Genomic DNA, 21,397 nt, shown 5'->3' with positions numbered 1-21,397 from the left:
ACGGCTGCTGTAGATCAAAAATAGCTAAGTCAGCTGGTTCCCCCGGTTGAATCGTACCAGCGGTTGGAAGCGAAAATGCTTTTGCTGGAGCACTTGTCAGCAGTTCCAATAATCTTGGCAGAGTCAGCTGGCCAGTTTTAACCAGTTTGGTATATAACAGACTAAAAGCTGTTTCACTGCCAGTAATTCCGAACGCGGCGTGACAAAAGCCACCTGCCTTTTCATCAGCGGCATGTGGAGCATGATCAGTTGCGATTAGGTCGATGGTTCCATCCGCCAAGGCAGCAATTAAAGCAGCTTGGTCGGCTCTCGTCCGTAACGGTGGATTCATTTTGTAATTACCATCATCAGCTAAAATATCATCAGCTGTCAATAACAAATGGTGTGGCGTTGCTTCACAGGTAACTCGAATTCCTTGTTGTTTAGCCCAACGAATCAAAGCCACACTTTCTTTCGTTGAAATATGGCAGGCATGATAGTGGACTTTAGTTCTTTGAGCAAGAATCAAATCGCGGGCTAATTGTGACGATTCGCTTAAATCTAACATTCCTGGCAAATTCAATTCTTGAGCTTTCGGACCAGCATTGATCACACCATTGAATAAGAGTGATTCATCTTCAATATGTTCGGCTAACGGTAAATTAGCCGCCGCTGCATGTTGCATTGCTTGATACATAACGGCGGCACTTTGAATTCCATTACCGTCATCACTGATTGCAAACGCACCAGCAGCTTTTAAGGCGGCATAATCATTAACTTCTTTTCCGCGTCGACCCTTAGTGATTGCCGCATATTGAAGAATATGAACTACCCCATCTTTTTGGTTTAAAGCTTGCATTTGTTCCATTTTCTCCGGTGTATCCGGGACTGGATCTAAATTAGGCATTGCCCCCACCGTTGTAAAGCCACCATGAGCTGCTGCTAAACTACCAGTCTTAATCGTTTCTTTTTGTGTGAAACCAGGCTGGCGATAATGTACATGCACATCTACGAAACCCGGAGTAACTAGTTTTCCAGCAGCATCAATTACTCGATCTGCGTCGCTCAGTTCGGCTAAAGCTACTCCAACCGCAGCAAAATGATCATCTTGCAGCAAAACATCCATTTTTTGTAATTGACCAGCCTGATAGACCAAACCATTCTTAATCAGAGTCAGCATCTTATCGTCCTCCTAAATGACGTCCGTTAATTACCGCTTCCAGCATTGCCATCCGCATGAAGACACCATTTTTCATTTGCTGTGCGAAACGTGACTTAGGGGCTTCAACTAATTTTGAATCAATTTCGATACCGCGGTTAATCGGGCCTGGATGCATAATAATTGCTTTATCTTTCATTTGTTGATAACGAGCATTGGTCAAACCATATTTTTGATGATAATTTTGAGCATCAAATTGACTTTCATTGGCATGCCGTTCATGTTGAACTCGCAAGAGCATCATGACATCCATTTGACCAATCAACTGATCAATTGGCAAATATTGACCATATTGGCTGAATTCTTGTTGATCATACCAATATTCCGGGCCAGAAAAATAGACTTCCGCTCCCAAACGGGTTAGTAACTGCATATTACTGCGGGCAACACGTGAATTGGTTAGATCACCGACAATCGCAATTTTTAAACCGTCAAAGTGACCAAACTGCTGATAAATCGTTAACATATCCAGCAAAGATTGCGACGGATGCTGGCCGCTGCCGTCACCAGCATTGACGATTCCAAGGTTTAGTTGCGAATTAGCTGACAAGTTAATCAAGTTGCGATAGTAACCGTTTTGCGAATGTCGAATTACTGCTAAATCAACACCAATCGAATTTAATGTTAATAAAGTATCATATAAGGTTTCGCCCTTTTGCATCGAACTGGCTGCCGGATCAAACGGAATGGCCGTCAAACCGAGCTTGCTTTCTGCCATTTCAAAACTGCAATGGGTTCGCGTACTATTTTCAAAAAATAAATTAGCAGCATAAATTGGTTTTGACCAAACCGGAACATTTCCGCCTTGTTGAAAATAAGTTGCTCGCTGAATAAGGGCTTTAACAGTTGTAACCGACAGATTTTCAACTGAAACAAAATGTGGTAACTTCACCATTTCAAGAGATTTTTGCATGAATTCCAGCTCCTTTTATTTTTCACTTCTTGCCTTTTGCGGCAAAATCAAGTTCAAGATGATTCCAAAAACAGTTGCTAAAGCAATGCTGGTCAATTGGAAATGTCCCAATTGCAGGTATGCTCCGCCAATCCCAATTACTAAAATAACTGAAGTAATTACTAGGTTGCGTTTTAATTCGTAATTAACATGGTTATCAACTAAGATCCGCAAACCATTAGAAGCAATCATGCCAAACAAGAGGAAACTAATACCACCAATTACTGGTGTCGGAATCGAATGGATCAAAGCACTAATTTTACCAACAAAGCTGAAAATGATGGCAAATAAAGCTGCTCCACCTAAGACCCAGACACTGTGAACTTTAGTCATTGCCAGCACTCCAATATTTTCACCATATGACGTGGTTGGCGGGCCACCGACAAAACCAGCAATGACCGATGACAGCCCATCTCCAAATAATGTCCGATGCAGACCGGGATCTTTGAAGAAATTCCGCTTAGTCAATTTATTCAAAACCATGATATGCCCCATGTGCTCGGTCATCGTGACAAAAGCAATTGGTGCCATGCCAATAATGGCTGCGGGATACCATTTAAAGTGATAATTGACAAACATCACATCAAAAGCCGGTAAAGAGAACCATTTAGCAGCCGCCACTGATTGCAGATCAACAATGCCAACCATCACTGCCAGAAGATAACCACAAATGATTCCTAACAAAACTGGAATCATGCTGGGAAAACCTTTGAGATACAGATTAAAAATAATGGTAATCAGCAAAGTGAAAATTGCAACGGCAAAATACTTTAGATCATAATGATTGTTGTTCAACATTGCATCACTGGCAGCGGTTGTGGCTAGAGACAAGCCAATTACAATAATGATCGGCCCCACCACAACTGGCGGCAAAACTCGATCAACCCAGTTAGATCCAAAACGGGAAATGACCAATGAGACAACCACGTAGACTAAGCCAGCTGAAATCGCCCCTTGCGCAACGGCTGGATAACCATCAGCCTTCATTAACGCCTGCATCGTAGTCACAAAAGCAAAACTCGAGCCGAGATAAGCCGGAATTTTAGCCTTCGTACATAAAATGTAAGTCAAGGTCCCGACCCCGGAACTAAACAAAGCAATGCTGGGATTGATCCCAATCAGTAAAGGAACTAAAACTGTTGCCCCAAACATCGTAAATAAATGCTGGATTGAAAGAATCAGCCAATGAAAAAAGGTCGGTCGATCCTGAATGTCCAAAAGTGCTTCATCGTTGCGAAATTCTTTTTTTGGTGAATTCTGCAAAATATTTCATCCTTTCTCTACAAAAAAACCTGAATCAAATTTGATCCAGGCCAGCTTAAGGTCTCACCTTGGTTAGGTGAGCGACAACCTTTTTGCTCTCTCTGGAGTCAATTAAAATGGTTGATGCTTATTTTAAGTTTTTGATTTCAATTGAATCTTTGCCATCAATTTCTTCAACTGAAACTTGAATTTCTTCTTGACGTGAAGTGGGGATATTTTTACCAACAAAATCCGCCTTGATCGGCAATTCGCGATGCCCACGATCAACTAAAACTGCAACGTTAATCTTTTTAGGACGTCCTTGATCCATTAAAGCATCTAAAGCGGCCCGAACCGTCCGACCAGTGAATAAAACATCATCAACTAAAATGACTTGCTTATCAGTAACGTCAAAATCTAGCTGTGAAGACTTGACAACTGGATCATTTTTTAATGATGCATCATGACGATCATCACGATAGAGTGAAATATCTAATTCACCAACTGGGACACTAGCCCCTTCTAACTGTTGCAAGCGTTTGGCAATTCGCTGGGCTAAATAAATCCCCCGCGTTTTGATTCCAACGATCACTAGATCTCCAATTCCTTTGTTTTTTTCAATGATTTCGTACGTCATCCGAGTTAGCGCACGCTTCATCGCCATTGAATCAACGACTTCTTTTGCCATTTTTACCTCTCCTTTTCTGTCCAAAAAAAAGACCACTTAGTTCATCGACTAAGTGGATAGACAAATGCCTTTTCGAGCTCAATTAAGACGCTGCCTTCTTAGCCTCACAGGACTAACTTTAAAGGACCTTCATTGCTTATAAATTTACTTGATATTCTCTTGCTTGTCAAGTCTTTCTAAAGTTTTTTGAAAAACTTCTGGAACTGGCACATTAAAAATCATTTCCCGGTGAGTCCGGGGATGCTCAAAGCCCAAACGTCCAGCGTGAAGAAACTGGCCGTGACCTTTAAGTGTTTTGGCTGGACCATACAATGGATCACCAGCCAAGGGGTGTCCAATATAACGTAAATGAACCCGAATCTGATGAGTTCGACCGGTCTCTAAAATACATTTGATCAACGTAAACTGCGTTTGATAGAAACGTCTAACTACATGAAAATGGGTAACTGCCGCCCGCCCATTGGCTACAACTGCCTGTTTTTTACGATCACGCAATGATCTGCCAATTGGAGCATTGATTGTCCCATGGTCTTCTTTGATAATTCCATGAACTAAAGCCGTGTATTCACGCAAATTTTTTTTAGCTTTCAGTTGGGCAGCCAAAGCTTGGTGAGCTTGATCATTTTTAGCGACCATTAATAAACCAGAAGTATCTTTATCAATTCGATGAACTATTCCTGGGCGATAAGTACCATTGATTGTCGACAGCGGACAATGGTACAACAGCGCATTAACCAAAGTCTGATCTGGATGTCCAGGTGCTGGATGAACAACCATTCCTTGAGGCTTATTAACCACCAAAAGATCTTGATCTTCATAAATGATCGCCAATGGAATCTTCTCTGGTTTGAGACTAAGTTGTTTAATTTTAGGCGGCTGCAATTCGATTAAATCACCTGTTTTAACTTGATACTTAGGTAAAACTAACTGCCGATTGACCGTCAAATTACCCTGACGAATTAGTTCTTGCAATTGCGAACGACTATATTTTGGAAAAAAATCAGCAATTGCTTTATCTAACCTGCCTGATTGATCAGTGATTTTGAAGCTTTGTCGTTCAGTCATGTCGATCATCCCTGAACACGGCTAATAATAAAATAATTACACCGACTGTTAAAGCTGAATCAGCAACATTAAAAACAGGAAAATTAATAAATTTCAGTTCAAACATATCAACAACGTAGCCAATCCGGATCCGATCGATAAAATTTCCAATTGTTCCACCAATCATCAAACTGATTCCCAATGCATAAATCCAATTTTGCCAAGTTTTCTTAAAAAGGTAACCCAAAATTACCAAGGCAATTAAGGTTATTAAAAAAAAGAAAACCCGTTGACCAGTTAATATATTCCAGGCCGCGCCATAATTACGAATATGTGCCAACGCTAGGAAATGTGGAATAAAATTGATACTGTGATTGAGGGGAATATTGACCATTACATAATGTTTAACTAACTGATCAAGTAAAACCACCGCAAACATCAGTAGAAAATAAATTGGCATTAAAATCGATCCTCACTTTCTGGCGTCAAAATCTAAATAATTATAAAGCACCTTAAGTTTATATTATACCGCACCTCTTTGTCAGCATAAACTTAAATTTTTAAGAAGCAATTTGTTGCCCATCAAAAAGGCTAAGAATTGCCAACCATCAGTCAGTAATTTTTAGCCTTTGAGAATAATCAATTTTCTAATATTGACAAAGTTTTAATTAATATAAACCAGAAATTGTACCATCATCAGCTAATTCCATCTGATTGGCGGCTGGAACCTTTGGCAAGCCAGGCATGGTCAAAACATTACCAGTTAGTGCAACGATGAAACCAGCCCCTAATTTAGGTACAAACTCGCGAATATGAATTGCAAATCCAGTTGGTGCGCCTAACTTTTTAGGATCATCTGATAATGAATACTGTGTTTTGGCCATGCAAATTGGTAGTTTATCCCAACCATTTTGAGTAAATTGTCTTAATTGACGCTGAGCTTTACGGCTATAGACAACTTCTTGCCCACCATAAATTTCAGTCACAATCTTTTTAATTTTAACTGTTAGTGAATCATCCGTTCGATAAAGTGGCGCAAAATCAGCTGGCTGATCACACAATTCAACAACTTTGTCAGCCAATTCTAAGGCACCTTGACCACCTTGCGCCCAAACATCAGCCACCGCCACTGGTATCTCGTCTTGCTGGCACAATTCTTTTAATTTAGTCAGCTCAGCCTCAGTATCCGTACTGAAACGGTTAATAGCTACGATTACTGGTACTTGATAACGCTTGATGCTGGCAATATGTTTCCGTAAATTAGCAAAACCAGCTGCCAGTGCCGGTAAGTTCTCGGTTGCTAGCTGATCCTTAGCCACTCCGCCATGCATCTTTAAAGCGCGGGCTGTCGCCACGATCACCACCGCATTAGGTGTCTGCCCTAAGACTGGTGATTTGATATCAAGAAATTTTTCTGCGCCGAGATCCGCACCGAAGCCAGCCTCGGTAACCGTATAATCGGCCAGTTTCAAAGCTGTTTGCGTTGCTAAAACACTGTTGCAACCATGGGCAATATTGGCAAATGGTCCACCATGAATAATAGCTGGCGTATGAGCTAAGGTCTGAACCAGATTCGGTTTAATCGCATCCTTAAGCAATAAAGAGATAGCTCCTGTCACGCCAAGCTGTTTTACTGTCACTGGCTGTTTATCATAGGTATAACCGATCACGATCCGACTAATCCGTTTTTTCAAATCAGCTAAACTCTCACTTAGACACAAAATTGCCATCAATTCACTCGCAACCGTAATATCAAAACCATCTTCACGCGGAATTCCTTGCGACAAACCACCAAGCCCAATTACAATATGCCGCAGTGCCCGATCATTAATATCCAAGACGCGCTTCCAAATTACCCGCCGCGGATCAATGTTTAACTGATTGCCTTGATAAATATGATTATCGATCAAAGCTGCCAAAGTGTTATTAGCAGTTGTTAAAGCATGCATATCACCAGTAAAATGCAAATTGATATCTTCCATTGGAACGACCTGAGCATAGCCGCCACCAGTCGCGCCACCTTTCATCCCCATGACTGGGCCAAGCGACGGCTCCCGTAAAGCAATCGCCGTCCGGTGCTTTCTGAGATTTAACGCATCACCCAAGCCAACCGTAACCGTCGATTTGCCTTCACCAGCGGGGGTGGGATTGATGGCTGTCACTAAAATCAATTTGCCATTTGTTAAATTATTATTTTTTAACGGCAACTTGATTTTAGCTTTATAATCACCATATTGTTCGATCTGGTCGGCATTTAACCCTAACCGCGCAGCAACGGTAGTAATTTTCTCCATTTTTGCCTTTTGTGCGATTTCAATATCTTTCAATGATAAAAATCCTCCTTGAATTTAATAATCCAATTATATTTGATAGCCCAATTATAAAATAAAGTTCGTAAAATGTCATTAAATCTTTTAAAAAATTAATAACGGGCCTAAAAAATTATGCAATTCAAGAACAATGAGCTTATTTTTGAATTAAATCATACAGCTTATTACGAGCCGCTGGTAATAAATAAATGCGATAAGTTTGCAATTTAGTTTTAAATAATAAACAACCATGTGGCTGCTTGCTAACAAATAGTTCAGAGCGCTGCAAAACTTTATTATTTTGCGGAATAACTGTTTTCAAAACTACCCGGTCTGGCCGAACTTCAACTTGGCGAAAATAAATCTGGATTCCGCTGACTAAGAGAAACAATAAAAAAACTAAAACTGTCCAAATTTGAAAAACCGTGATTTCTAACCACAGCAAAATACTGATTGATAAAATAATCAAAGTATATGACCAACAAGTGACTGACGTTGGCAGATCTGGTTGATAAAAAAACTTTTTATCCAATTGAAAACCTCCAATCAATTTCTAATTTTATGATAATGCAGATTTTTCAGTAAAAGAAGTCAATTTACCATCTTTAATGTTTTCTTTGCTTTGCTAATTCCCAGTATTGAAATAAATCCGTCCGCAAAGATCCGTTATATAACTTACGCCGTTTAGCAGCTCGTTGCCCATAAAATTTTTCAAAGGCTAAATCACTCGTCAAAATATATTTATTCCAAGTTTTCAACGGTTTAAAGACCACTCCCATTTGCTGATAAAGCTGATGCACGCTTACCTGATCGCTCAAGCGCTGACCATAAGGTGGATTAGCAACGATTACCCCATTAGTCAGCTCAGTTTTAAAGTCTTTAACCGCTTGCTGCTTGAAATAAATTTCTTTGCTCAAGCCAGCCTGACGCGCATTCAACCGCGAAATAGCAATCATTTGTCCATCAATATCATAACCAAAAATTGCTAATTTTCGATCATAATCAGCTAAATCAGCCGCTTCATCCCGGACTGACTTCGAAATCTCTGCTGGGATCCATTGCCAATCTTCACAAATAAATTGCCGTTTGAATCCCGGAGCAATGTTATGACCAAGCAAGGCAGCCTCAATCGGAATCGTTCCCGAGCCGCAGACTGGATCAACAAATGGCTTTTCTGGATACCAGTGAGCCAATAAAACTAAAGCAGCCGCAAAATTTTCTTTGAGCGGCGCTGGGCCTTTTTCTAAGCGATAACCGCGCTTAAATAAACTTGGCCCAGTCGTATCCAAAGTCAACAAAACTTGGTCTTTATTGATGGCAACTTCTAACGGATATTTTGCGCCGCTTTCCGGTAAATGTCCATGTCGATGATAAATTTGACTAAGCTTGTCAACAACGGCCCTTTTAACAATAGCTTGCACATCCGGAACACTATGCAACTGCGATTTTTGAGAACGACCAGCAACTGGGAATTCCGCATCTAAAGGTAAAAATCGATCCCAAGCAAGCTGTTTAGTCTTTTCAAATAATTCGTCAAAAGTTCTGGCAGGAAATTCGCCAACAATAATTTTGATGCGATCAGCTGAGCGCAGCCATAAATTAGTCTTTAAAATATCGCGTAAATCTCCAGTAAAACGTACTCGACCATTTTCAACCTGAACTTGATAGCCCAAGTGCCGCAATTCATTACCAGTAACGCTCTCCAAGCCGGCTGCACAGGCAGCTAATAAATTAAATTTCTCCATCAATTTCTCCTAATATACTTTAATTAAAATAAAAAGGCTAGGATGCACATGGCTTCCTAACCTCTTCCTGTAAATGTAAGCCTCTATAAGCCACGTTCCGTCCCTTGAATGATCCAGGAGATATCAAACAAGGTGGCGATCATCTATCTCCAGGCAAATTGCCTGCCCCCATGCTTAGTTCATTTCCGGCATGAAGCGCCCCTACCATAATTTGGGTTACCTGCTCGTGGGGTTTACCGCGTTCCATCAATACTGTTTCCAATATTGCTTCGTCACTGTGGCACTTTTCAAAACTACTAGAGCATAGCCAAAGCCTTAGCCCGTTTGTTTGCCATTACCAAATGGTACCTCGCCTTATTTTTTCAGCGAGCACGATCACTACAGACATCGCAGTCTGTGCAAGCTTGGACTTTCCTCAGTCCGCTCAAAGGCGAACCGCGATCACCAGAAACTTACAAGATTCTTATTGACCATTATTAAAAACGGTCAGTATGATCATTATTATTCAACTGTGCGCCAAAAACATGGCGTTCCAGATTAGACAAGCGTTTCAGGATGTCCATATTTGTTACATTGGAAGCTGGCCGACTAACTTGGCTATCACCACTGACTGATAACTGCTTTGTCAACTCATCAACCTTGCTAACTAAGCGATCATTTTCCAACTGAAGCCGCTGAGTTTCTTTCGAATAAGTCTCATAATCCTTGATCACATCATCAAGAAATTCATCGACATCAGCCGGATCATAACCACGCATTTTAGGACGAAAATGTTTATTAACAATATCTTTCGGCGTAAAATTTATTTTTTCCACAAAAATGCACCTCATATTCATCTGGAAACTCAACCTGAAACTCTTATTATTATACCAAACCTCATAATTATTGCAAATGATTTTCATTGATTTCTTCTAAATAATCCTGACTAGCTGTCTGTAACCAATCGAAATCCAGCAAATCTAACGGATAATCATGCCGGCATTGATAAGTCTGAATTGCTTGATAATCGTAGCGGCTTTTGCCTGGATGCTCTGGATCATAAACTAAAAGCGCCTGTTTAGTATGCTTAAGCATAAAGGTCTGCCAATTTTTTAATTGCTGCGGACTTTGATAGGGACGTCGACTGACCTCAGCACAAAAATCAACTTTTTCTTTAAGTTTTAGTAAAACTGTTTGTTTTTCTGGTTGCCATTTTTGAGCAAAATCGGCAAATGGCAAGATCAAAGCTATTTTTAAAGCTGGGTAATCCCGTTTTAAATCAAGTGCAGCTTCTAATGTCCACTGTTCGATTCCTAGCTGACCACCCGTTAAAACCCAGGTCAAGCCTTGCTCAATCTTAGTACGTAGCTGTTGGCCTAATAAATGCTTTAAGACTTCAATTCGTTGATCATCGGAGCGAAAGATATTTAATTCATAATTGCGATAGCCACTGATCCAGATATTCATAATTTCCTCCTTGCCTATTTTAACATTTTCGTCTAGCTGCGGCGATTGATTTGACTATTTTGCCAACGTTGTTTTAAGTTGGTATAATAAGTCGAATGGAGAGTGAGGCAATTGACGATTCGTTATCCAAATGGTCAAATTTACCATCAAGGTTCTAGTAATCTTTGCAAAAATCATAAGCCTAAAAATGATCAGGTTGTATTTGGAAACCGTGGCATGCCTCTCGAAGATGAAATTAATCTTAGCAATCTTTTTTATTTGCAAAATGATTTGGCAGTTATCCATAAAAAGCCAATTCCAATTCAAATCGTACAAGTTGATTACCCTAAGCGCAGTGCTGCCGTAATTAAAGAAGCTTATTTCAAACAAGCTTCAACCACCGATTATAATGGAGTATATCATGGATATTATTTGGACTTTGAAGCCAAAGAAACTCAAAGCCAAACTTCTTTCCCGCTTAATAATTTTCATGATCACCAAATAAAACATCTGCGAGCTTGCACCAAGCAAGGAGGAATTTGCTTCACGATTATCAAATTTGTTTCAACGCAAGAATTATTTTTGTTACCAGCAAAAATCTTATACAATTATTGGGATCAGCAAAGTACTGGTCGTAAATCAATTCCCAAAAACGTGATTGCTGAAAATGGGTTTACTATTAAATACGGTTTTCAACCTTTAATTCCTTACTTAGAAAAAGTTGACTTGTTGATCAAGCAATCACCAGAAAAGAGGAGCTAACTTTATGAGTAAACGAGATCCTGAATATTCAAGAGTTGCACGCCAAAAAGCTATTTTAAAAAAAGCTAAAAAAAGAAATAATCCTGTACGGAAATTCTTTCGCAGGTTATTTTTTAGTTTCTTTATTATTATTGAATTTGCAATCGTACTGGGTGCAACTTTATTTTTCATTTATGCTAAAAGTGCCCCAACTTTAACTGAGGCAAAATTGCAGAGCAGTGGCTCAACTACTATCTACGATGCCAATGATCATAAAATTATGTCACTGGGTTCAGAAAATCGGCGATATATTAGTGAAAATAAGATCCCACAGCAGTTAAAGAATGCGATCGTTTCAATTGAGGATCGTCGATTCTATCAACATCACGGAATTGATCCAATTAGGATCGTTGGTGCGGCAATTGCTAATATTACTGGTTCATCCGGTGGTCTACAAGGAGGCAGTACGCTCGATCAGCAATTAATCAAGTTATCATATTTTTCAACTAAACGTTCTGATCAGACTCTAAAGCGTAAAGCTCAAGAAGCTTGGATGGCACTCAAGCTTGATAATAGTTATAGTAAAGATCAAATTCTAACATTTTATATTAACAAAGTTTTCATGGGATTTGGAACCTATGGAATGCAAACTGCATCATACTACTATTTCAATAAACCACTTAAGGATCTAAACCTTGCCCAAACAGCTTTAATTGCCGGAATACCTAATGCACCAACCGATTATAATCCGTATTCAAATCAAAAATTAGCTTTAAAAAGGCGAAATGAAGTTTTAGATGCCATGCTAGCAAATAAAAAAATAAACTTCGGCCCAAGCAGCGCAAGCCAAAAGTGAACCGATAACTTATGGTGTTGTTCAGCAGCGATCGACTCAAACAGTTAACAGCAATGAAAAAATTGCTGACTCTTATATCAAACAGGTAATTCAAGAAGTCAAAAAGAAGGGCTATGATCCGTATACCTCAAGTCTGAAGATTTATACAAACCTGGATATGAATATTCAAAAAAAATTATATCAAATTGCTAACACAGATAATTATATAAATTATCCAAATAATAATCTACAAATTGCTTCAACGATCGTTAATCCCAATAACGGAAAAATTGTTGCAATGATTGGCGGTCGGCAAGTGGGAAATGTTACTTTTGGGCTTAATCGTGCTGTTCAAACTGACCGGACGAACGGTTCAACAGCCAAACCATTAATGGATTATGGACCGGCAATTGAATATTTAAGCTGGGCAACTTATCATAAACTAAAAGATACCAAATATATTTATCCTGGTACTAATATTCAGCTCTATGATTTCGATCATCAATATCAAGGCTCAATCACCATGCGCAGTGCTCTGACACAGTCACGTAATATCCCCGCAATTCGGGCCTTACAAGCAGTTGGGATCACACGTGCGCAGAACTTTATTAGTAAATTAGGTTTCAAGTATAAGAAAACTCTTGAATTTCAAAATGGAATTGGTTTGTATTCATCAACTTTGCAAAACGCTGCCGCCTATGCTGCTTTTGCTAATGGTGGAACTTATTATAAGCCTACCTATGTCAGAAGTATTGAAACTAATGACGGTACGGTCCATAATTACTCCAGTTCAGGAAAACAAGTCATGCAGTCTTCCACTGCTTATATGATTACTGATATGCTGAAGGATGTACTGACGAGTTCTAGCGGAACAGGTCGATCAGCCAATATTAGCGGCCTTTACGAAGCTGGAAAAACTGGTACTAACAGTTATCCAAGCAACGTTGCTGATAAGTTCCCAAGCGATGCTGATATGGATTCTTGGTTTAATGGCTATACTAAACATTATTCAATGTCGGTGTGGGTCGGATACGATCATCCTTATGAAACCGGAAATTATCTTAATTCTTCGTCAGTCAAGATTGCACAATACATTTATAAATATGCCATGTCGTATATGTCGACTGGGAAAACTAATACTGATTGGAAACGACCAAGCAACGTTTACGTCAAATATGTTAATGGAGTTCGTGAATTATATTTAGCTGGCTCCCCTGATAAAACAAGCAGTGATAGTGATAGTAGCAGCAAGACTAGTTCTAGCAGCAGTTCAAATTCAAGTTCCAGTGAAAGTAGCAGTCTTGATTCTTCTTCAAGTATTAGCTCGATTATTTCAAGTTCGTCTGTTTTTAGCAGTCAATCTTCCAGCAGCAGTTCGGAAAATTCAAGCCAAACTTCAAGCTCGACACCTTCAAGTTCAACTAGCCCATCAAGTTCAAGTAGCAGCTCAAGCAGTTCTAGTTTAAGCACTTCTTCTCCAACTCAGTAATTAAAGCAGATTGGTGGCGCCATGAAGTCCTCTGAAGAGAGGGCTTCTTTATTTTTTATAATTGGAACATGGCTTTTTCCTTCTTTCGATTGGGTTTTGACGCTTAAATTATCATAGGATGCCATGTTCTTTAATAGATAAAATAAAAAAATTGGTATTGACTTTTCGGTTCCACCAATATCGGAAAGTATCGACCCATTAAAAACAGCAGCTAGAAATTAAATTCTAGCTGCTGTTTTTTGGCTGATAAATTCACTAGTTTTAAACTAACTTGCTCTTTTAATTCATTTTGCTGCTCCTTTTTTAATCAGTCCCTTACCCGCTGAACAAATTTCTAATAACGGACAAGTTGAACACTTAGGCTGACGGGCCATACATTGGTAACGTCCCCAAAAAATCATTCGATGATGTGCTGCAATCCATGATGATTGAGGCAGTTTCTTCATCAAGGTGTGCTCAATCTGCAAAACGTTGGCATTCTTAGGCACAATTGCTAAACGTTTAGCTACCCGACTGACATGCGTATCAACTGCAATAGCTGGGATTTGAAAACATTCAGCTAAGACAACATCAGCCGTTTTTTGTCCAACTCCAGCTAGTTGTAGCAACTCTGAACGAGTTTGCGGTACTTGTCCATTAAATTTAGTTACTAATCCTTGCGCACAAGCAATCAAATACTTAGACTTATTGCGATACAGACCAATCGTTTTAATCAACGATCTAACTTCTGCTTCATCAGCTTGCGCCAAATCAATTGGCTGAGGATAACGGGCAAATAAGGCTGGCGTTAAACGATTAACTGCTTTGTCAGTCGTTTGTGCGCTCAAAATTACTGCCAAGAGAAAGTGAAAAGGACTATCAGCAACTAGCGAAGTTTTCGCATTAGGAAAAATTTCCCCCATTATCGCAATTGCTGTTTGAGTTTGTTTTGCGTTCAGCATTAATCATCTTTCCTTTGGGTTAAGTTCTGATCAGTCGATGACCATTTTTTTAAAGGTATCTTTGGTTTATTTTGTGATTGAGAATAATTTTTTAACTTTTTTTGTACGCCAAATTGCCGCTGCTTGGCTTTCATGCGCTGAACATCAGCTGCTGTCCGAATATTTTGCCGCTCCCAACTCAATAAAACCCGATCAATGTATTTCAAACTGTAAGCTTGGCTCAAAACTGCCTCACGTAAAGCCAACATTACTAAATTAGGCGAATAATGATCCTCACTAAACCACTGCTCAATCGTCTCTAATTCAATTGGCGACAGGGTGCGCCCAAATTCCTGCTCAATTGCTTGAAAAACTTGTGTTTGATTAGCCTGGATTTTAGAAGCCGCGTGCTGCTGTAAATTTTGTTGTTCTAAAGTAAACAGCTTCTCATAAAGCAAATCAAAGCGATAAGCATCTCTTTTTTTGCCTTGACTATCAGTTGTTGTTTTGATTTCTAAGAGTTTTTTTTCAAGTAGCCGATGCAGCAATTGATAAATTTCAGTTGTTTGACACCGCATGTTGGTCGCAATCTTTTCAATTGGCGGAAAATCATTGCCAGCTTGAAGCTCACTTTCAAGTTGCAAAAATAAAACAAACTCTTGTTCATTCATTCCCATCCGGCGATAGTTGTGTAATAACAAGTTAGTAATCGTCGTATTTCCTGCTCTTAAAAACTGTTGCATGACCTTGTCCATTTGAACTCACCCCTCTCTTTAAAACTTCAAAAAAACGCCAAGGCCGAAAAAATAGCACTTGCCGTTTTTTAATATTACGGATAAATTCGATTCAGCAATCTTGGGAATGGAATTGATTCACGAATATGCTCCTGACCAGTGATCCAAGTAACGGCCCGCTCTAATCCCAAACCAAAGCCCGAATGAGGTACACTGCCATAACGGCGTAAATCAAGATACCATTCATAATCAGCTTGCTTTAAACCAGCTTTTTTGATTTGCTCGATTAAATACTTTGTATCTGTCGCCCGTTCAGAACCGCCAATAATTTCGCCATAACCTTCTGGAGCTAATAAATCAGCACAAATCACGACATCATCACGAGTTGGATGTGGCTTCATATAAAATGGCTTAATTGATTTCGGATAATTCATCACAAAAACTGGCAGTTTAAAATGCTCAGCTAGATAAGTTTCTTCAGGTGAACCAAAATCAACGCCCCATTTTAATTCTGGAAATTGCCCAGAATCCTGCAACATTTGAATTGCTTCATCGTAAGAAATTCTAGGATAAGGCAACTTGGTATAACGTTCCAGCACCTTAGGATCACGATCCAATAATTTCAATTCATACTGACAATTATTGAGAACTCCCTGAACTAAAAATGCAACATATTTTTCTTGAATCTCCAAGCTTTCTTCCTGATGCATGAAGGCCATCTCAGGTTCAATCATCCAAAATTCAATCAAATGCCGCCGCGTTTTCGACTTCTCAGCTCTGAAAGTTGGTCCAAAAGAAAAGACCTTATTAAAAGCCATCGCGCCAGCTTCTTCATATAATTGACCTGACTGCGACAAATAAGCATCGCGATCAAAATACTTAGTATGAAATAGTTCAGTTGTGCCTTCTGGTGCTGACCCAGTCAAAATTGGTGCATCAATTTTGATAAAGCCTTCTTGATTGAAAAACTCGTAAGTTGCTCGAATCATTTCATTACGAATCTTCATAATTGCAAACTGCTTTTTAGAACGCAACCAAAGATGGCGATGATCCATTAAAAAATCGATCCCGTGTTCTTTGGGCGTTATCGGATAATCTTCACTTTCACCGACTCTTTCTAGGTTAGAAATTTCAATTTCATAACCAAAATGCGAACGTGAGTCTTCATGGATTGTTCCAGTAACATAGAAACTTTCCTCTAAACGCAATTCCTTAGCTTCGTGGAACAGTTCTTCGCCAACTTCATTTTTAACGATGACGCCTTGAAAATAAGCCGTTCCATCTCGTAATTGTAAAAAAGCAATTTTACCGCTTGATCTTTTATTGGTTAGCCAAACTCCAATTCTAACTTGCTGATCAACGTACTTTTTTGCCTCAATAATACTGATCGTTTTCACCAAAAAACCTCCTACTAATTATGCTTGATGTTTATTCATAAATTCTTTTAATCGCCGGATTGCCTCTTGCAAACTAGCAAGATCAGTTGCGTAACTCAAACGAACATGATCTGGCATGCCAAAAGCTGCCCCGTTCACTAACGCTACATGAGCTTCGGCTAAAACTGCCGCCGTAAATTCCTCAGTAGTATTAAAGCCGGCAATTCTCACAGCCTGAGCAACTTTAGGAAATAAGTAAAAAGCTCCCTGCGGTTTTTGTGGCAATTCAAAGCCTGGCAAGGCAATTAATTCTGGATAAACCGTATTTAAACGTTTCTCAAAAGCTTGGCGCATGGCCTCGACTACCGCTTGGTCGCCAGTCAAAGCAGCCAACGCAGCATATTGACTGACAGCTGCAATATTACTAGTAGCGTGGCTTAATACTACACCTAACTTAGCAATCACAGCTGGTGAAGCAACAGTATAGCCGACACGCCAGCCAGTCATCGCATATGCCTTCGACAAGCCGCTGACCAAAATCGTCTGCTGACGGATCCGATCACCAAGTTCAATCAGTGACGTAAAGGAATGGCCATTATAGATCAGCTTACCGTACATGTCATCAGCAATCAGCATAATATCATGTTCAATTGCCCAGTTTCCAATCGCTGTCAGCAAGGCTTTCGAATACACTAAACCAGATGGATTCTGCGGTGAATTAATAATCACTGCTTTGGTTTTAGCAGTTCGCTGAGCCTCAAGCTGAGCGACCGAAACAAAACCATCTGCAGCTGGTTGAACAAAGACCGGTTCTCCGCCAGCTAACTTAACTTGCTCTCCATAACTGACCCAGTAAGGCAATGGAATTAAAACCTGATCACCTGGATCAAGCAAGATTTGTCCTAAAGCGTACAAAGAAAACTTTCCGCCCACCGTCACGGCAACTTGATTTGGCCGAAAATCAACCTTGAAGTCTTGTTTCAGCCGCTGGCAAATTGCTTGTCTTAAGGGCAATATTCCGACAGCGGCCGTATAAAAATCTGATTTTCCAGACTTGATTGCTTGAATAGCTGCTGCTTTAATCTGAGCCGGGGTGTTAAAGTCCGGTTCCCCAACCCCTAGATTGATCACATCAACTCCGCTGGCTGTTAATGCCTTAGCTTGATTGGACAAGGCTAAAGTAGCAGATGGACTAACTTGCAAGACTCTTTTAGCAAACTTCATGGTTAATTTCTCCTTTAATTATAGGTTTTGAATTGTTTTAACAAGATCACCATTTTTAAATTTCAAGAGCGCATAGCTCAAACGACCTTGATGATTTAAATAGGTCACCTCCCAAACTGGTGTCTTCCCCCACTTGCCAAGTGCAGTTTTCATAATTTTTTTAGGTTGCTGATCTTGCTTGACAATTTTTTCAGCCTGTTGTTGACTGATGCCATTGGCTTGCTGATAAATGTTAATATGGGCACTCTTTTGCGCAATCACTACGTAAACAGCTTGATTTTCCCGATTAGTACCAGCTACCGTAAAATAAGTCTGTTTACGATTAAACAAATAAAAATCGGTTGTTTTTTTCAATTTCCCATAACGTTTGGCCAATTTAATAGCATTTTGCTGTGCATCATGATACGGAGCAGCTGCTTGCCAATAAATAATTATCGAACCAAAAAAGATCAAAGCCAAAATTGCCCATAAAATGGTTTTTACCAGTGAATTCTTATGTTGGTCAACTCTTTTCATTAAAGCCTCTTCTTTCTTTTAGGACTTTTCTTTGATTACCCGCTCAATTATAGCAATAATCAGCGACATTTTGAACCCGAGCAGCTTCAATTTTGCCAAAACTTTGTTAATTTGCTCAACATTTCTTCACTAGTTACTGCCTTGAGTGGCATTTTAGCCGGTAAAGCCGCTTGCAGCCAGCAACCATATTTGCGGGTGATGATTCGACTATCAAGTACGATTAACACCCCATGATCGTTAGCCGTTCGAATCAAACGGCCGGCTCCTTGCTGCAGACGCTGCATTGCTTCCGGTAAAGATAGCTCCCAGAAAGTTGATTTTTTGGCCTGGCGCAACTGGTTGAATCTTAGCTGATTAATAACGGTGTCTGGTGAAGAAAATGGCAATTGAGCAATGATCAGCTGCTCTAACTGACTTTGTGGTAAATCAATTCCCTCCCAGAAAGTCCCAGTTCCTAGTAAAATCATTCCTGACCCAAGCATAAAATTTTTGATAATCTTTTCATTGCTGCCAGTGATTCCTTGAGCTAAAACTTTCCGAGTTGCAGTCAGTGTAACATCTTGCAGTCGTTGATAAACTTTTTCTAACATGTTTTGCGAATTAAAAAGGATCAGTGTTTGTCTACCAGGCGTCACTTGCAGAATCTTAATGATCATCTGGCTAACATAAGCTGCATAAGCTGTTTGTTGACGTGAAATATCCGGAGCATCACTGACCATCAAACCAATGGCCTGACGTTGATAATCAAACATACCCGGCAATTTAACAAATGGCGTTTTACTTGGCAGATCAAGCTGCTGGCAAATAAATTGCTGTTGTTTCCCCGGTAGTGAAAGAGTTGCCCCAACAAATAACAGTTGACTAAACCACTGATAAACTTTAGCCTGTAAAAAACCGTGCATTTGAAAAGCCCCAAAAATCACGTGCAAATGAGCTGCATCATGGGTCAAAGGCAGTTTCAACCAAATAAATTTGGCTTGCTTAAAATTTTCAATTTGCTGCAAATTAAAATTACTCCAAGCTGCTAATTGATCTAAGAGCTGTTTAAGCCAATCGAGAAATTCAATCAAAAAATTTTGGGCCACTTTATCCAATCGTCGTGCTGCCTGAAGTTGCGTCGTTAAATCCTCAAACTGAAAATAAAGATTCGTCAACTGTTCAAACGCCGTCGCAATTGTTTTAAATTCACCAACATTTTCTTTAATAAAACCATAAATTTGCCGCAAAGGCAGCAGTTTTTCAAAAATTTGGGTCCCTTTTTCAGCCACGACGAACCGTTCAATAATTTCTTCGCGAACTGCCCAAGTTCGATGGTCGATTACTCGCAAGACCCGAATCATTTCCTGAGCTGAAGCAGGTGACAGGATGCCTTGACTGATCAAGTCTTTAAACGAAAATGCTGGCTGAGATTGCGCCATTACTAATAGTGTATCGCTACAAATCTTAACCTGATCAAAATCAATTTCCTGTCGACTAGCCATTAAAGCGTTCGGTGCTAAATGTTGAGCCTCGTCCACTACCAAAATTCGTTCTTGACCAATCTGTTGCGCATGCTGCAATAAATAAGCATGATTGGTAATTAACAGATCAGCTTTAGCTATATGTTGCCGCTGGCGTCTGAGAAAATCATATTCATAAAATGGATCAGCCGGGTTTAAACTTTCTAAACCAGTATGCCGAATTTGATCAAATAAAGGATCCTGATACTTGGTTAGATGCAATTCATCAAGATCACCAGTTTTGCTTGTCAACAGCCAGACTAAAATCCGCAGTTGCAATAAGCGTGATTGGCCGCTTTGCAATTGTTTTAACGAAGCCGCAAATTTGGCCAAGCTCAAATAATGCCAACTGCCCTTTAAGACAATCGCTGAAAAATTAAACGGCAGCAGCTGCTGCAAAAGCGGTAAAACTCGATCAACAATCTGCGTCTGCAAGGCTGTAGTCGCCGTGCTAACGACACAACCGTTGCTCTTACCGGCCGCTAATTGATACATAATCGGTACTAAATACCCCAATGTCTTGCCTAAGCCGGTTGGCGCTTCGATTAGTAAAGCTGGGGGGCCTTGATTTAAAGCTTGATGGATTACATCCATCATTTCAGCTTGTGGCTGTCGCCATTCGATCAAGCCAGCAAATAGTTGCTGCTTGTCAGAAGAACTTTGCGGATAAACAGCGGCTTGCAATGAAACGCTTTGATAAGTATCACGTCTAATCAGCATATCATTAACTTTGACTAAATAAGCTGGCAATTGTTGCGGCTGATGACATTTTTGCTGATAAGCAGTTACAAATAATTTACCAGTCTGGTGCAAAAAACAAGTCTGAAATTCGGCCAATGTTGCTAAGGTTTCAACCGGCAGCTGATCAATCCGCTTTTGCAAGAGTAACAATAACTGAGCCGTTGCTAAAGCATCACTATCAGCTTGATGCGGATGCCGATGGTCTAAATTAAGATAACTGCTCAGATAGCTTAGTTTAAAACTTGGCAAAGTCGGCAATAAGACTTGGGCTAACTGAACCGTATCAATGCCTTCAAGTTCCAAAGACGGATAACCAACTCGTTCGAGCTCTTGATTTAAAAAGTTATAATCAAAATTGATATTATGGGCAACAAAAACTGTATTCTGCAATAATGAATAAATAGTTGCTGCTAAATCACTAAATAAAGGCGCTTTGTTTAACTGTGCCGGGGTAATTCCCGTCAGTTGCTGAATTTCAAGTGAAACTGAAGTCTGTGGATTGACCAAAGTATTGAATTTATTGATCACACGGCGATTTTTTAAAAAGACACAGCTAAACTGTATCAATCTTCGCTGCCCATCCGGCTGGACTTCAGTCGTTTCAACATCAACAACTGCATAAGTTTGTCCTGATTTCATAATGTATATGCCTTTCATTCAATATTCCAATTTTGATTTTAGCATAGTTTAGCCCAGCTTTAAAAATACTCCTAATCCTG

At 39.8% G+C, this 21,397-nt stretch carries 18 protein-coding genes, 1 other RNA gene and 1 pseudogene; 2 read left to right on the top strand and 18 right to left on the bottom strand.

Annotation, left to right across the window (positions count from 1 at the left end; all coding sequences use genetic code 11):
• The 12 genes from ON15_RS03095 to ON15_RS03045 all read right to left on the bottom strand — a co-directional run.
• A partial coding sequence (locus ON15_RS03095; RefSeq protein ID WP_010580022.1) for a dihydroorotase occupies window positions 1-1,159 on the bottom strand: 1,159 nt, incomplete at its 3' end.
• A gap of 1 nt (window position 1,160) precedes the next feature.
• Window positions 1,161-2,111, bottom strand: coding sequence for an aspartate carbamoyltransferase catalytic subunit (locus ON15_RS03090; protein WP_010580021.1), 951 nt, complete (start codon window positions 2,109-2,111; stop codon window positions 1,161-1,163).
• 15 nt (window positions 2,112-2,126) lie between these two features.
• On the bottom strand, window positions 2,127-3,413 hold the full coding sequence (locus tag ON15_RS03085) for a solute carrier family 23 protein (RefSeq protein ID WP_010580020.1): 1,287 nt from the start codon (window positions 3,411-3,413) through the stop codon (window positions 2,127-2,129).
• A 127-nt stretch (window positions 3,414-3,540) separates the two neighbouring features.
• Window positions 3,541-4,080 (bottom strand): bifunctional pyr operon transcriptional regulator/uracil phosphoribosyltransferase PyrR, encoded by a 540-nt coding sequence (gene pyrR, locus ON15_RS03080; RefSeq protein WP_010580019.1) that lies wholly within the window; start codon window positions 4,078-4,080, stop codon window positions 3,541-3,543.
• A gap of 144 nt (window positions 4,081-4,224) precedes the next feature.
• On the bottom strand, window positions 4,225-5,154 hold the full coding sequence (locus tag ON15_RS03075) for an RluA family pseudouridine synthase (RefSeq protein WP_026049459.1): 930 nt from the start codon (window positions 5,152-5,154) through the stop codon (window positions 4,225-4,227).
• Window positions 5,138-5,584, bottom strand: coding sequence for a signal peptidase II (gene lspA / locus ON15_RS03070; RefSeq protein WP_010580017.1), 447 nt, complete (start codon window positions 5,582-5,584; stop codon window positions 5,138-5,140). Before lspA ends, ON15_RS03075 begins: the two co-directional genes overlap by 17 nt.
• A gap of 208 nt (window positions 5,585-5,792) precedes the next feature.
• On the bottom strand, window positions 5,793-7,451 hold the full coding sequence (locus tag ON15_RS03065; protein ID WP_010580016.1) for a formate--tetrahydrofolate ligase: 1,659 nt from the start codon (window positions 7,449-7,451) through the stop codon (window positions 5,793-5,795).
• 139 nt (window positions 7,452-7,590) lie between these two features.
• Entirely contained in the window at window positions 7,591-7,965 is a 375-nt protein-coding gene (locus ON15_RS03060; protein ID WP_010580015.1) for an EbsA family protein, read from the bottom strand.
• A 73-nt stretch (window positions 7,966-8,038) separates the two neighbouring features.
• Window positions 8,039-9,178, bottom strand: a complete 1,140-nt coding sequence (locus tag ON15_RS03055) for a THUMP domain-containing class I SAM-dependent RNA methyltransferase (RefSeq protein ID WP_010580014.1) — start codon at window positions 9,176-9,178, stop codon at window positions 8,039-8,041.
• Between the two features lie 81 nt (window positions 9,179-9,259).
• Window positions 9,260-9,631, bottom strand: an RNA gene (gene rnpB, locus ON15_RS11410) — RNase P RNA component class B.
• Window positions 9,632-9,654: 23 nt separating this feature from the next.
• Entirely contained in the window at window positions 9,655-9,993 is a 339-nt protein-coding gene (gene gpsB / locus ON15_RS03050; RefSeq protein WP_010580013.1) for a cell division regulator GpsB, read from the bottom strand.
• 67 nt (window positions 9,994-10,060) lie between these two features.
• Entirely contained in the window at window positions 10,061-10,627 is a 567-nt protein-coding gene (locus ON15_RS03045) for an SLOG family protein (protein WP_141567385.1), read from the bottom strand.
• Window positions 10,628-10,735: 108 nt separating this feature from the next.
• On the opposite strand from ON15_RS03045, the gene recU reads away from it, so the two are divergent.
• Window positions 10,736-11,365 carry a Holliday junction resolvase RecU gene (recU, locus tag ON15_RS03040; RefSeq protein ID WP_010580011.1) on the top strand — a complete coding sequence of 210 codons (630 nt, stop codon included), beginning with the start codon at window positions 10,736-10,738 and terminating at the stop codon, window positions 11,363-11,365.
• Between the two features lie 4 nt (window positions 11,366-11,369).
• Window positions 11,370-13,668, top strand: a pseudogene (locus ON15_RS03035) (transglycosylase domain-containing protein).
• Window positions 13,669-13,952: 284 nt separating this feature from the next.
• On the opposite strand, the gene nth reads toward ON15_RS03035, so the two are convergent.
• The 6 genes from nth to ON15_RS03005 form a co-directional block, all read right to left on the bottom strand.
• Complete coding sequence (gene nth / locus ON15_RS03030) at window positions 13,953-14,609, bottom strand: endonuclease III (protein WP_010580010.1); 657 nt, start codon at window positions 14,607-14,609, stop codon at window positions 13,953-13,955.
• Complete coding sequence (locus ON15_RS03025) at window positions 14,609-15,343, bottom strand: DnaD domain-containing protein (RefSeq protein WP_010580009.1); 735 nt, start codon at window positions 15,341-15,343, stop codon at window positions 14,609-14,611. The genes nth and ON15_RS03025 overlap by 1 nt, the downstream gene beginning before the upstream one ends.
• A 74-nt stretch (window positions 15,344-15,417) precedes the next feature.
• Window positions 15,418-16,719, bottom strand: coding sequence for an asparagine--tRNA ligase (asnS, locus tag ON15_RS03020; RefSeq protein WP_010580008.1), 1,302 nt, complete (start codon window positions 16,717-16,719; stop codon window positions 15,418-15,420).
• Between the two features lie 18 nt (window positions 16,720-16,737).
• Window positions 16,738-17,922, bottom strand: coding sequence for a pyridoxal phosphate-dependent aminotransferase (locus ON15_RS03015; protein ID WP_010580007.1), 1,185 nt, complete (start codon window positions 17,920-17,922; stop codon window positions 16,738-16,740).
• Between the two features lie 18 nt (window positions 17,923-17,940).
• A complete protein-coding gene (locus tag ON15_RS03010; RefSeq protein WP_010580006.1) occupies window positions 17,941-18,438 on the bottom strand; it encodes a cell wall elongation regulator TseB-like domain-containing protein in 498 nt (165 codons plus the stop codon).
• Between the two features lie 86 nt (window positions 18,439-18,524).
• Window positions 18,525-21,317 (bottom strand): helicase C-terminal domain-containing protein, encoded by a 2,793-nt coding sequence (locus ON15_RS03005; RefSeq protein ID WP_010580005.1) that lies wholly within the window; start codon window positions 21,315-21,317, stop codon window positions 18,525-18,527.
• Window positions 21,318-21,397: the final 80 nt, after the last annotated feature.

Source organism: Liquorilactobacillus vini DSM 20605, assembly GCF_000255495.1.
Taxonomy (GTDB): Bacteria; Bacillota; Bacilli; order Lactobacillales; family Lactobacillaceae; genus Liquorilactobacillus; species Liquorilactobacillus vini.
Note: the sequence above shows the minus strand (reverse complement) of the source record. Positions and strands in the feature narration are given on the sequence as shown.